We start from the raw sequence: 13241 nt of genomic DNA on the forward strand, positions 1-13241 counted from the left end.
GATCCACCGATGGAAACCGAGTCGCGTTATGAGCGAGGACTACGCACTGAGCGAGATGGTTGCACGGCTTCCCGCCCCGGGATGTTTCATTCAGGAAAGGGTTCCATACGGCGGAAAACGCCCGGTCAGGCTCCGTACTTCACCGCGGACCCCCCGCGCCTTCGCAATATCCTCACACAGCGCCACGGCGAAGAGGGCCGCGATCCGGCGCATTTCCGCCTCTCCCATGCCCTGGGTGGTCACGGCGGCGGTACCCAGCCGGAGGCCGCGCCCGTCCGCGTAGGGCAGCGCGCAGGTGTCAAGCACCACACCGGCGGCGGCCAGCCGGCCACGGGCCGCTCGGCCCTCCACTCCCAGGGGCGACGGGTCGGCGGTGATCAGATGCGTATCGGTACCACCCGTAGTGATGAGGAAACCCTCCGCGTCCAACGCCTCGGCCAGCGCACGGGCGTTGGCGACGACCCGGTGCGCGTACGCCGTGAACGCCGGGGTCGACGCCTCCCCGAAGGCGACCCCCTTGGCGGCGATCGAGTTCATCTGCGCGCCGCCCTGCGTGAACGGGAACACCGCCCGGTCGACACGCTCCGCGTAGTCCTCGCCGCACAGGATCATCCCGCCGCGCGGTCCGCGCAGCACCTTGTGCGTCGTCGCGCACACGACATCGGCGTACGGCACGGGATTGGGCGCCGCTCCCCCGGCGACCAGCCCGATCGGATGGGCGGCGTCCGCGATCAGATACGCGCCGACATCGTCGGCGATCTCCCGGAACAAGGCGTAGTCGATATGCCGGGGATAGGAGATCGAGCCGCAGACGATGGCCTTGGGCCGGTGCGTCCGCGCCAGCTGGTGCACCTGCGCGTAGTCGATGATCCCGCTCTCCGCGTCGACCCCGTACCCGATGAAGTCGAACCAGCGGCCGGAGAAGTTGACGGGCGCGCCATGGGTGAGATGCCCGCCGTACGGCAGCCCCATGGCCAGCACGGTGTCTCCTGGCCGCAGCAGGGCGGCGTACGTGGCCAGGACGGCGGAGGAGCCGGAGTGCGGCTGTACGTTGGCGTGCTCGGCCCCGAAGAGCGCCTTCGCCCGCGCGATCGCGATCCGCTCGGCGGCGTCGACCAGCTCGCAGCCGCCGTGGTGGCGGGCGCCGGGATAGCCCTCGGCGTACTTGTTGGCGAGCGGGGAGCCGAGTGCGGCGAGGACGGCGGGCGAAGTGAAGTTCTCGGCGGCGATCAGCTGAAGACTGTCCGCCTGCCTGCGCGTCTCCCCGAGGATCACCTCGGCCATCTCGGGGTCCTGCCGCCGCAGGGCGTCCGGCGCTGTCGTATGGGGGGCGGTGACGACGGACATGGCGGACTCCGGACCTCGGAGGGGGTGCGTGCCTTCCAATGTAGGCCGGTGGGAACGCTGATGCGCGATGGACGACACGGGTTTCCCAGGCGCCCATACGTTCCGGGTGCCCACGACCGCCGGCGAGTGAGCCGAAGGGGCGCGCCGACGCCGAAAGGGAGAGCGCGCGCGGGCCCCGAGGAACGAGGGGGCGAGCACGGTCGACCGTCGACGTCGGCACAAAGCGCCCCGGAGGCGAACCGAGCCTTCAAAAAGAGGCGAACCGAGCCTTCAAAAAAGGGGAGGCCGCGCCGGGACTCCCGTCAGCGCGGTGACAACCGGGTCCAGCGCCTGGTGGATCTCCTCGCCGATGGAGCGGAAGAACGTGATGGGCGCGCCGTACGGGTCGTAGACCTCGTCCGCCTCCGCCGTGGGGGCCAGCAGCCAGCCGCGCAGCGCCGCCGCCGCGCGGACCAGCGCGCGGGCGCGCTCGACCACGCCCTCGTCGAGGGGGTCGGGCAGCGTCGCCGGGTCTATGGCGCGCACCAGCCGGGTGAACTCCTTGAGCGTGAAGGTGCGCAGCCCCGCGGAGTGACCCATGGAGATCACCTGGGCGCGGTGGTCGCGGGTCGCGGTGAGGACCAGGTCGGCGCGGATGACGTGTTCGTCGAGCAGTTCGCGGCCGACGAAGCCGGAGGCGTCCGCGCCGAAGTCGGCCAGGACGGCTTCGGCGTTGGCCTCCATGGCGGCGCCCTCGTGCCCCCAGGTGCCCGCGCTCTCCACGATCAGGCCGCCGGTCAGCCGCTCGCCGAGGCGGACGGTCAGGGCATGCCGGTTCAGCCGCTCGGTGATGGGCGAGCGGCAGACGTTGCCGGTGCTGACGTGGAGGATGCGGAAGGTGTTGCCGGTGAATACGGTCTCCGCTATGCCACGCCCCTCAGGGGCGGTCAATTGGCCACCTCAAGGTCGGGTACCACCTTGCGGAGCTCCTCCGCGTCCAGGGCGCCGGCCCGCAGCAGTACCGGGACCCCGCCGGTGACATCGACGATCGAGGAGGGGACGATCCCGGGCGTCGGGCCGCCGTCGAGATAGACGGAGACGGCGTCCCCGAGCATCTCCTGCGCGGCGTCGCAGTCCTCGGGGGCCGGGTGTCCCGTGAGGTTGGCGCTGGAGACGGCCATCGGGCCGACCTCGGTGAGCAGTTCGATGGCGACGGGGTGCAGCGGCATCCGGATGGCGACGGTGCCGCGGGTGTCCCCGAGGTCCCACTGGAGGGACGGCTGGTGCTTGGCGACGAGGGTGAGGGCGCCGGGCCAGAACGCGTCGACCAGTTCCCACGCCTGCTCGGAGAAGTCGGTGACGAGGCCGTGCAGGGTGTTCGGGGAGCCGATCAGGACAGGGGTGGGCATATTGCGGCCACGCCCCTTGGCCTCCAGCAGATCGGAGACGGCCTCGGAGCTGAAGGCGTCCGCGCCGATCCCGTAGACGGTGTCGGTGGGCAGCACGACCAGCTCACCACGGCGGACGGCCGACGCGGCCTCGCGCAGACCCGTCGTACGGTCGGTCGCGTCGTTGCAGTCGTATCGCCGTGCCATTTAGCCGGCCCTCCTGTGGTGTGGTGCCCGATGGTGTGATGCCCGGTTCGCTGCCCGTGCGGCTGCCCGTGCGGCTGCCCGTACGGGGGTCCGTACGGCGCTCGATACGGCCGGCGCGATCACGGCATGGCCTTACGGGCTGTCGCGAAGCGCGGTCGCTTGTTCAGATCGGGGTGGTCGGCGGCGTCGGCCCAGCCGGATTCCTCGCTGAAGATCCACGGCACCTGGCCGCCCTGGGTGTCCGCGTGCTCGACGACGACCAGACCGCCGGGCCGCAGCAGCCGGTGCGCGGTGCGTTCGATGCCACGGATCGTGTCGAGGCCGTCCTCGCCGGAGAAGAGGGCCATCTCCGGATCGTGGTCACGGGCCTCGGGCGCGACGTACTCCCACTCGGTGAGCGGGATGTACGGCGGGTTGGAGATGACGAGGTCGACCTGGCCGTCGAACTCGGTAAGGGCGCTCAGGGCGTCTCCCTGGTGGACGGTGACCCTGGACCCCTCCGCGTTCTTCCGCGTCCAGGCGAGGGCCTGCTCGGACAGCTCCACGGCGTGTACGCGCGAGCGGGGCACCTCCTGTGCCATGGCGAGCGCGATCGCGCCGGAGCCCGCGCACAGGTCGACGATCAGCGGCTCGACGACGTCCATGGCGCGTACGGCGTCTATCGCCCAGCCGACGACCGACTCGGTCTCCGGGCGCGGCACGAACACGCCGGGGCCCACCTGGAGTTCCAGATAGCGGAAGAAGGCACGTCCGGTGATGTGCTGAAGCGGCTCGCGGGCCTCACGGCGGGCCACCGCCTCCCAGTAGCGGGCGTCGAAGTCCGCGTCCTTGACGTTGTGCAGCTCTCCCCGCTTGACGCCATGCACATACGCGGCCAGCTCCTCCGCGTCGAAGCGCGGCGAGGGAACGCCCGCGTCCGCGAGCCGCTGAGTGGCCTGGGCCACCTCGGCGAGCAGCAGGCTGCCGCGGCCGGCGGGCCCGCGACGGAGCCGCTGAGGGTCGCTGTGCCCACCGGGAAGAGGCTGCACGCTGGTTCCTCCGGACTGCGAGAGTGGTTACTGGGCGGCGGCGAGCTTCGCCGCGGAGTCGGCGTCGACACAGGCCTGGATGACCGCGTCCAGCTCTCCGTCGAGCACTTGGTCCAAGTTGTACGCCTTGAAACCGACACGGTGGTCGGAGATCCGGTTTTCCGGGAAGTTGTACGTCCGGATCTTCTCGGACCTGTCGACCGTACGCACCTGGCTGCGCCGGGCGTCCGCGGCGTTCTTCTCCGCCTCCTCCTGTGCCGCCGCGAGAAGCCGCGAGCGAAGGATACGCATGGCCTGCTCCTTGTTCTGGAGCTGGCTCTTCTCGTTCTGGCAGGAGGCGACGACGCCGGTCGGCAGATGGGTGATGCGTACGGCGGAGTCCGTGGTGTTGACGGACTGGCCGCCGGGTCCCGAGGAGCGGTAGACATCGATCCGCAGATCGTTCGCGTGGATCTCGACGTCGACCTCCTCCGCCTCGGGCGTGACGAGCACACCGGCGGCGGAGGTGTGGATACGGCCCTGCGACTCGGTGGAGGGCACGCGCTGCACGCGGTGCACGCCGCCCTCGTACTTCAGCCGCGCCCAGACGCCCTGTCCGGGCTCGGTGGCGCCGTTGCCGCCCTTGGTCTTCACCGCGACCTGGACGTCCTTGTAGCCGCCCAGCTCGGATTCGGTGGCGTCGATGATCTCGGTCTTCCAGCCGACGCGCTCGGCGTACCGCAGGTACATGCGCAGCAGGTCGCCCGCGAAGAGTGCGGACTCGTCGCCGCCCGCGCCGGCCTTGACCTCCAGGATGACGTCCTTGTCGTCGCTGGGGTCGCGCGGTACGAGCAGCAGGCGGAGCTTCTCGGTCAGCTCTTCGCGCTGCTTCTCCAGTTCCTTGACCTCGGCGGCGAAATCGGGGTCGTCGGCCGCGAACTCGCGGGCGGTCACGATGTCCTCGCCGGTCTGCTTCCAGGAGCGGTAGGTGCCGATGATCGGGGTGAGCTCGGCGTAACGCTTGTTGAGCTTGCGCGCGTGTGCCTGGTCCGCGTGGACCGACGGGTCGGCGAGCTTCTTCTCCAGATCGGCGTGCTCGCCGATCAGTTCCTCGACCGCCTCGAACATCGGGGGCTCCTGGTTTTTCGTACGAAAGGTGCTTCGGGACGCCAAAGCGCCGGTCTCGGCGCCCCGGTCGACGGGGCACCGAGAACCGGCGCGGATTGCTCGCTACTTCTTGGCGGAGGCGGCGGCCTTGCCGAAGCGGGCCTCGAAGCGGGCCACGCGGCCACCGGTGTCGAGGATCTTCTGCTTGCCCGTGTAGAACGGGTGGCACTCGGAGCAGAGGTCGGCACGGATGGTGCCGGACTCGATGGTGCTCCGGGTGGTGAACGACGCACCGCAGGTGCAGCTGACCTGGGTCTCGACGTACGCGGGGTGGATGTCGCGCTTCAAGGGGTTCTCCTAGGGAACTTCCCCGCGCTGAGGCGGGGAGGGCGCCGGGTCGCACGTGCGGAGTGCGCGTGCGTGAACCGGGACCGACGTACCAGTCTGCCAGGACCGGCCGTATCTCCCAAAACCGGGGGGTGCGGCGGAAAGTATTCCGGATTCCGCCGCACACCCATGGAAAGCCGGTGCCCGGCGGAGGGCGGATCGCGGGGTGCGGACGGGCGGATCGATGCGCTCGGGCCGGTCAGTCGCCCCTGACCACGCCGTTCGCGTCGCCCTGGTCGCCCGCGGAGTCCTTGGTCGCGGAGGCGGGGATGGGCTTGTCCTGCCTGAGCGCCGTCCAGACCTGCTCGGAGGGGGCCCGCAGGGGCAGTACCCGGTTCCGGTCGGCGGGGTCGTACCGGACCGGGAGCGTGATCATCTTGATGTCCTTGGCCCCGAGGTTCTTGAGTCCGTCGGCGAATCCGATCAGCTTGCCGACCGAGGCGAGCTGGGAGTCGGGGGTGATCGCACGGGTGGCGGTGTCGGCGAGGTCGTACAGCTTCTTCGGGCTGCTGAACACGCCGATGCTCCTGACCTGCTCGATCAGCGCCTTGATGAAGGCCTGCTGGAGCTCTATCCGGCCCAGGTCGCTGCCGTCGCCGACGCTGTGGCGGGTCCGCACGAGACCGAGGGACTGTTCACCGTCGAGGGTGTGGGTGCCGGGCGCGAGCTTCAGATGGCTCTTGGGGTCGTCGATGGCCCGGGTGGTGGTGATCCTCACGCCGCCGAGCTGGTCGACGAGCTTCTTGAAGCCGGTGAAGTCGACCTCGATGTAGTGGTCCATGCGGATACCGGACATCGTCTCGACGGTCTTCACGGCGCAGGCGGGGCCACCGACCTCGTACGCCGTGTTGAACATGGCGAGCCGCGCGCCGGGCACGGTGGCGCCCTTGGAATCGGTGCACTCGGGGCGGTCGATCAGGGTGTCCCGCGGTATCGAGACCACGCCGGCCGTCCTGTGGCCCTTGTAGACGTGGACGATCATCGCGGTGTCGGAGCGGGCGCCGCCGCCGTCCTTGCCGTACTCGGCGTTGGCGCCGGACCGGGAGTCCGAGCCGAGGACGAGGATGTCCTCGGAGCCGTTGTCGGTGTTGGCCGGGCGGTCGCCGCCCAGCAGGGCGTTGATGTCGATGCCCGAGAGGTTGCCGTCGAGCTTGAGATAGACGTAACCGAGCCCGGATCCGCCGAGGACCACCAGAGCCGCCGCGGACCAGGCCACGAAGGTGGTCGCGCGCCGGCGCTTGCCCGAGGTCTTGCGGCGCTCGGCGCCGCCGGGTATTCGGCTGTCGCTCCGGTCGGTCATGGTCTCCCTCTGTCCGTCGCGCCGATTCCGGTTACCTCCCGCCGTGCGATGTGGGGCGTTTCGTCATCACTTGTACAGACAGTGAAGCACCAAGAAGCGTGGCACAGCACGCTGTGGCCGTCCCGGGAGACGGGGTGACGGAGCCTCCTGGGGCGCTGCGCCGCCCGGGGGGCCGTCACCGCGGCCTCCCCCGCTTCTTCGGCGTACGGAGCCGCCCACGGGCGGGCCAGGGCCGGTCCAGGGGGTGTGACGAAGGTCTCCGGGCGGCGTCCATGGCGAGAGCCGCGAGCCCGGAGACGGAAAACCGCCCCGTCGCCGGAGCGAGGGGGCGGTTTCCGTGACCGTCGGACCCGGTCGGACCTGGTCAGTCCCGTCAGTCGGTGCCGTTGCCGTTTCCGGGGCCGGGCGTCGTCTTCTGGATCTGGAGCAGGAACTCCGCGTTCGACTTCGTCTGCTTCATCTTGTCCAGCAGCAGCTCGATCGCCTGCTGCTGGTCGAGGGCGTGCAGCACCCGGCGCAGCTTCCAGACGACGGCGAGCTCGTCGCTGCCGAGCAGGATCTCCTCCTTACGGGTGCTGGACGCATCCACGTCCACCGCCGGGAAGATGCGCTTGTCGGAGAGCTTCCGGTCGAGCTTGAGCTCCATGTTGCCGGTGCCCTTGAACTCCTCGAAGATCACCTCGTCCATGCGCGAGCCGGTCTCGACCAGCGCGGTGGCCAGGATGGTCAGCGAGCCGCCGTCCTCGATGTTGCGCGCCGCGCCGAAGAAGCGCTTCGGCGGGTAGAGCGCGGTCGAGTCGACACCACCGGACAGGATGCGTCCGGAGGCGGGAGCCGCGAGGTTGTACGCACGGCCCAGACGGGTGATGGAGTCGAGCAGGACGACCACGTCGTGACCCAGCTCGACCAGGCGCTTGGCGCGCTCGATGGCCAGCTCGGCCACGGTGGTGTGGTCCTCGGCCGGGCGGTCGAAGGTCGAGGAGATGACCTCGCCCTTGACCGACCGCTGCATGTCGGTGACCTCTTCAGGGCGCTCGTCGACGAGGACGACCATCAGATGGCACTCGGGGCTGTTGACCGTGATCGCGTTGGCGATGGCCTGGAGGATCATGGTCTTACCGGTCTTCGGCGGGGCCACGATCAGACCGCGCTGGCCCTTGCCGATGGGGGCGACCAGGTCGATGATCCGCGTCGTCAGCACACCCGGGTCGGTCTCCAGCCGGAGCCGGTCCTGCGGGTAGAGCGGCGTCAGCTTCTGGAACTCCGGTCGGCCCCGGCCGGTTTCGGGCGCCATGCCGTTGACGGAGTCGAGGCGGACCAGCGCGTTGAACTTCTCGCGGCGCTCGCCTTCCTTGGGCTGGCGGACCGCGCCGGTGACATGGTCACCCTTGCGCAGGCCGTTCTTGCGGACCTGGGCGAGCGAGACGTACACGTCGTTGGGACCGGGCAGGTAGCCGGAGGTCCTGATGAACGCGTAGTTGTCGAGGATGTCCAGGATGCCCGCGACGGGGATCAGCACATCGTCGTCGGCGACCTGCGGCTCGCCGGGCCCGAACTCGTCGCGGCCACGGCGGCCACGGCGGTCGCGGTAGCGCCCGCGCCGGCCGCGCCGGCCGCCCGCCTCGTCGTCGAAGTCGTCCTGCGGACCGGTGTTCTGGCCGCCGCTCTGGCTCTGGCCCTGGCCCTGGCCGCCGCCGCGGTTGTCGCGCTGCTGGCGGCTGCCGCCGCCCTGCTGCTGACCGCCCTGGCCGCCCTGCTGGTCGTCGCCCTTGCCCCGGCGGTCGCGCTGGCGGTCACGGCGGTCGCCGCGCTCGCCACGGTCACGGTCGCCGCGCTGACCGCGGTCCTGGCGCTCGCCGCGCCGGCCGTCGGCCTCGGCCTGCGCCGAGCTGGTGGCGGACGGGGAGACGGCCGCCTCGGCCTTGGCGTCGGGCTGGGCCTCGACCTTGACATCGGCCGGGGCCTCGGCCCTGGTGTCCGCGGCGGTCTCGGGGCTGCCCGCCTGCGCGGTGGCCCTGCGACGGCGGCGCTCGCCCGTGGGCTGATCGTCACTGGCGGGCTGGCCGGGGATATCGATCTGCTGCTGGGCCACGGCCGTATCGGCCTTGCCGGACTTGTCTTCCGCGGCCTCGCCCGTACGGGCCTTGGAGGTCGCGCGCCGCTTCGGCTTGGTCTCGGCGTCGGCGCTGCCGGAGTCGGCGCTCTTGGCGGCGGACGAGCCCCCGGCCTGCGCCTCTTTGATGACCTCGATCAGCTGGCTCTTGCGCATCCGCGCGGTGCCCCTGATGCCGAGGCCTGACGCGACCTGCTGCAGCTCGGCCAGGACCATGCCCTCAAGGCCGGTGCCGGAGCGGCGGCGCCGTGCGGTGGTGCCAGTGGCAGCACCTTCGGCGGGCGCGGTCGTGTCGACAGTGCTGTCGGCAGTCACGCCCATCAGATCGGTGGTGTCGCTCACGAAGGGTCCTTCCCTGGAGCGGACGTCGGCCTTCTGGCTCGGCGACCGGTTGTGCTGTCCGACTGCGGTCCTGTCTTGTGGACCGTGCCGGGGCGGTGGTCCCGCCGGGTATGGCGGAGAGATCTGCAAACGTGCATACGTGCAATGGGTCCGGCCCGAGGTCCCCCTGCTCGGCCCACCGCTGGGAAAAGCGGGGGGTGTCGTGCCGGTTCCGGTGCGTGCTCAAAACTGCTCAGGCAGGCTGCTCAGGCAGTTGGGGAGGCTCCCGGAAGAAGGGTGGTCCCGAAGCGGGACACGAAGCACCGCGCCTCAAAGACGTCGGTTGCAGACTTGAGGTTAACACTACCGGCTCCAACAAACATTCCCCCTCTCACTCACCGGCAATCTCCTGTGGCTACGAACCGAGCGGCAGAACGCTCGTCCCCGCGTCGTCGAGGGAGAGCCGATTTGCCGCCCACCCCTCGCCCGCAAGCCGTGCGACCTTGTCGGCCGCACCGTCCTCGACCAGCGCGAGGACCGTGGGGCCCGCGCCGGAGATGACCGCGGGGACGCCGTCCGCGCGCAGTCGGTTGACCAGTGCGACGCTCTGCGGCATCGCCGGGGTGCGGTAATCCTGGTGGAGCCGGTCCTCGGTGGCCGGCAGCAGCAGCTCGGGGCGCCTGGTCAGGGCCTCGACGAGCAGGGCCGCGCGACCGGCGTTGACCGCCGCGTCCACATGGGGGACGGTACGCGGCAGCAGACCGCGGGCGGTCTCGGTGAGAACCGGGCTCCCGGGCACGAAAACCACCGGAACGATGGAATCGGCCGGCTTCATCCTGATGGCGCGCGCCGCCCCGCCGTCCATCCAGGCCACCGTGAATCCGCCGAGCAGACAGGCGGCGACATTGTCCGGGTGACCCTCGATCTCGGTGGCCAGTTCGAGCAGGGCCGCGTCGTCGAGCCGGACGTCGCCGCCTATGGTCACCGCGCGGGCGGCCACGATCCCGGCGCAGATCGCGGCGGACGAGGAGCCCAGACCGCGGCCGTGCGGGATGCGGTTGGCGCAGACGACCTCCAGGCCGCGCGGCTGCCCGCCGAGCAGTTCGAAGGCCGTGCGCAGGGACCGTACGAGCAGATGGCTCTCGTCGCGGGGAAGCGTTTCGGCGCCCTCACCCGCGATGTCGACATGCAGGCCGGAGTCGGCGACGCGGACGACCACGTCGTCGTAGAGCCCCAGCGACAGGCCGAAGGCATCGAAGCCCGGACCGAGATTGGCGCTGGTGGCGGGGGTGCGCACCCGTACGGCGGCGGCGCGGAACGCGGGACCGGCCATCGCTCTGACGACTCTCCTTGTGACTGCGGGACTACCGGAGTGGTGACTTCGGGGCTGCGGGATTCGGCTGCGAGTCAGGGGCGGCTGCGAGATGTTCGAGGACATACGGAACACCCGAGGGCCACAGGGGCAACAACACCGCGGCATATGCGGCGGGGCGGGTTGGGTTGGGTACAGCCTATCGAAGGAAGGTTCCATGGCGACATAGGGCGCACAGGAGGCGCACGATGCGTGTCGCATGGCTCCTGTGCGCCGACGGCCGGGGCCGGTGGTGCCGGACCGTTCCTGTGGCCGATTTCTATGCCAGGCCCAGGCGCTGGGCCGCCGCGACCGCGTCCACCGGTACGGTGACCGGCTGGGGCGCCCCCGCGACCGCCCAGTCCGGGTCCTTGAGACCGTTTCCGGTGACGGTGCAGACGATGCGCTGGCCGGGGTCGACCTTGCCCTCCTCCGCGGCCTTGAGCAGACCGGCGACGGACGCGGCCGAGGCGGGCTCGACGAAGACGCCCTCCTGGGAGGCCAACAGCCGGTAGGCGGCCAGGATCTGCCGGTCCGTCACCTCGTCGATGAAGCCGCCGGACTCGTCACGGGCCGCCAGCGCGTACTGCCAGGACGCCGGGTTGCCGATCCGGATCGCGGTGGCGACGGTGTGCGGGTCCTTGACGATCTCGCCGCGCACGATCGGCGCGGAGCCGGACGCCTGGTAGCCCCACATGCGCGGGGTGCTCGCGGCGGGGCCGTCGGCGGCGTACTGGGTGTAGCCCTTCCAGTACGCCGTGATGTTGCCGGCGTTTCCGACGGGCAGCACATGAATGTCGGGGGCGTCGCCCAGTGCGTCCACGATTTCGAAGGCGGCGGTCTTCTGGCCTTCGATACGGACCGGATTGACCGAATTGACCAGCGCGACCGGGTAGTTGTCGGACAGCGAGCGCGCCAGCGTCAGACAGTCGTCGAAGTTGCCCTCGACCTGGAGGATGCGCGCGCCGTGGACGAGCGCCTGGCCCATCTTGCCCAGCGCGATCTTCCCCTGGGGCACGAGCACGGCGCAGACCATTCCGGCGCGTACCGCGTAGGCGGCGGCCGAGGCCGAGGTGTTGCCGGTGGAGGCGCAGATGACCGCCTGGGCGCCCTCCTCCTTGGCCCGGGTGATGGCCATGGTCATGCCACGGTCCTTGAAGGATCCGGTGGGGTTGGCGCCCTCGACCTTGAGATGAACCTCACACCCCGTGCGCTCGGACAGCACCTGCGCGGGGACGAGCGGCGTACCACCCTCACGGAGGGTGACGATCGGCGTGCTGTCCGTCACCGGAAGGCGGTCCCGGTACTCCTCGATGATGCCGCGCCACTGGTGGGTGCCCTGGCGGGTGCCAATGCTGGTCATGGGTCCCTTACTCCCCTTCAACACGCATGATGCTGGCGACACCGCGCACGGTGTCGAGCTTCCGCAGCGCTTCGACGGTCCCGGAGAGGGCGGCGTCCGGCGCGCGGTGAGTGACGACGACGAGGGCGGCCTCGCCGCCGCCGTCCTGCCGGCCTTTCTGACGTACCGTATCGATCGATACACCATGCTCGGCGAAGACCGTTGCGACCTGGGCGAGTACGCCCGGTTTGTCAGCCACGTCGAGGCTGATGTGATAGCGCGTCACGACCTCGCCCATGGCGCTCACTGGCAGCTGGGTGTACGCCGACTCGCCCGGGCCCGTGGCCTCGTTGAGCTTGTTGCGGCAGACGGCGACGAGGTCGCCGAGCACGGCGGAGGCTGTCGGGGAGCCGCCCGCGCCGGGGCCGTAGAACATCAGCTGTCCGGCCGCCTCCGCCTCGACGAAGACGGCGTTGTACGCCTCGCGCACGGAGGCGAGCGGATGGCTGAGCGGGATCATCGCCGGGTGGACCCGGGCGGTGACGGACAGGCCGTCGGCGGCGCGCTCGCAGATGGCGAGGAGTTTGACGGTGCAGCCCATCCGTTTCGCCGAGGCGAGGTCGGCGGAGGTGACCTCCGTGATGCCCTCGCGGTGCACGTCGTCGAGGCGTACCCGGGTGTGGAAGGCGATTCCCGCGAGGATGGCGGCCTTGGCGGCGGCGTCGAAGCCCTCGACGTCGGCGGTCGGGTCGGCCTCCGCGTAGCCGAGGGCGGTGGCCTCGTCGAGCGCTTCGGAGTAGCCGGAGCCCGCGGTGTCCATCCGGTCGAGGATGAAGTTGGTGGTGCCGTTGACGATGCCGAGGACCCGGTTCACCTTGTCACCGGCGAGGGATTCACGCAGCGGCCTGATCAGCGGGATGGCGCCGGCGACGGCCGCCTCGAAGTACAGGTCCCGGCCGTGCCGCTCGGCCGCCGCGTAGAGCGTCGCGCCGTCCTCGGCGAGCAGGGCCTTGTTGGCGGACACCACGGAGGCGCCGTGCTCGAACGCGGTGGTGATCAGCGTACGGGCGGGCTCGATCCCGCCGATGACCTCGACGACCACATCGATGTCGCCGCGCTTGACCAGCGCGGTGGCGTCGGTGGTGATCAGCGCGGGGTCGATGCCCTCACGCACCTTGGAGGGGCGCCGGACGGCCACCCCGGCCAGCTCGACCGGGGCCCCGATCCGTGCTTCGAGGTCGTCGGCGTGCGTCGTCATGATGCGCGCCACCTCTGAGCCGACCACACCACAGCCCAGCAGCGCCACCTTCAGCGGACGCGTACGCATCATCCGACCTACGCCTTTCGTTCATCACAGCTGTTTGAAGCATGAATCCGAACCAGTCTCACTCA

The 13241-nt window shown here is 70.4% G+C and carries 11 protein-coding genes; all 11 read right to left on the minus strand.

The window, feature by feature from the left end; translation table 11 throughout:
- Positions 1–90: 90 nt before the first annotated feature.
- The 11 genes from glyA to ACFRMN_RS30720 all read right to left on the minus strand — a co-directional run bounded on the left by glyA (position 91) and on the right by ACFRMN_RS30720 (position 13179).
- Complete coding sequence (gene glyA, locus ACFRMN_RS30670) at positions 91–1347, minus strand: serine hydroxymethyltransferase (protein WP_383025536.1); 1257 nt, start codon at positions 1345–1347, stop codon at positions 91–93.
- A 270-nt stretch (positions 1348–1617) separates the two neighbouring features.
- Positions 1618–2277 carry a protein-tyrosine-phosphatase gene (locus tag ACFRMN_RS30675; RefSeq protein WP_383025539.1) on the minus strand — a complete coding sequence of 220 codons (660 nt, stop codon included), beginning with the start codon at positions 2275–2277 and terminating at the stop codon, positions 1618–1620.
- Positions 2274–2921, minus strand: a complete 648-nt coding sequence (locus tag ACFRMN_RS30680) for an L-threonylcarbamoyladenylate synthase (RefSeq protein WP_383025542.1) — start codon at positions 2919–2921, stop codon at positions 2274–2276. The genes ACFRMN_RS30675 and ACFRMN_RS30680 overlap by 4 nt, the downstream gene beginning before the upstream one ends.
- A 119-nt stretch (positions 2922–3040) precedes the next feature.
- Positions 3041–3880 (minus strand): peptide chain release factor N(5)-glutamine methyltransferase, encoded by an 840-nt coding sequence (gene prmC, locus ACFRMN_RS30685; RefSeq protein ID WP_249953548.1) that lies wholly within the window; start codon positions 3878–3880, stop codon positions 3041–3043.
- A 96-nt stretch (positions 3881–3976) separates the two neighbouring features.
- Positions 3977–5056 carry a peptide chain release factor 1 gene (gene prfA, locus ACFRMN_RS30690; protein WP_383025544.1) on the minus strand — a complete coding sequence of 360 codons (1080 nt, stop codon included), beginning with the start codon at positions 5054–5056 and terminating at the stop codon, positions 3977–3979.
- A gap of 102 nt (positions 5057–5158) precedes the next feature.
- Positions 5159–5383 carry a 50S ribosomal protein L31 gene (rpmE, locus tag ACFRMN_RS30695; RefSeq protein WP_066950131.1) on the minus strand — a complete coding sequence of 75 codons (225 nt, stop codon included), beginning with the start codon at positions 5381–5383 and terminating at the stop codon, positions 5159–5161.
- A 238-nt stretch (positions 5384–5621) separates the two neighbouring features.
- Positions 5622–6722 (minus strand): LCP family protein, encoded by a 1101-nt coding sequence (locus ACFRMN_RS30700; protein ID WP_383025547.1) that lies wholly within the window; start codon positions 6720–6722, stop codon positions 5622–5624.
- 373 nt (positions 6723–7095) lie between these two features.
- Positions 7096–9177: a transcription termination factor Rho gene (gene rho / locus ACFRMN_RS30705; RefSeq protein ID WP_383025549.1), complete on the minus strand. Its 2082-nt coding sequence runs from the start codon at positions 9175–9177 to the stop codon at positions 7096–7098.
- A gap of 394 nt (positions 9178–9571) precedes the next feature.
- Positions 9572–10489, minus strand: coding sequence for a homoserine kinase (thrB, locus tag ACFRMN_RS30710; protein WP_383025552.1), 918 nt, complete (start codon positions 10487–10489; stop codon positions 9572–9574).
- A gap of 298 nt (positions 10490–10787) precedes the next feature.
- Positions 10788–11870: a threonine synthase gene (thrC, locus tag ACFRMN_RS30715; protein ID WP_383025555.1), complete on the minus strand. Its 1083-nt coding sequence runs from the start codon at positions 11868–11870 to the stop codon at positions 10788–10790.
- Positions 11871–11877: 7 nt separating this feature from the next.
- Positions 11878–13179: a homoserine dehydrogenase gene (locus tag ACFRMN_RS30720; RefSeq protein WP_383025557.1), complete on the minus strand. Its 1302-nt coding sequence runs from the start codon at positions 13177–13179 to the stop codon at positions 11878–11880.
- Positions 13180–13241: the final 62 nt, after the last annotated feature.

Origin of the sequence: Streptomyces sp. NPDC056835, from assembly GCF_042789485.1 — a bacterium.
GTDB lineage: Bacteria > Actinomycetota > Actinomycetes > Streptomycetales > Streptomycetaceae > Streptomyces.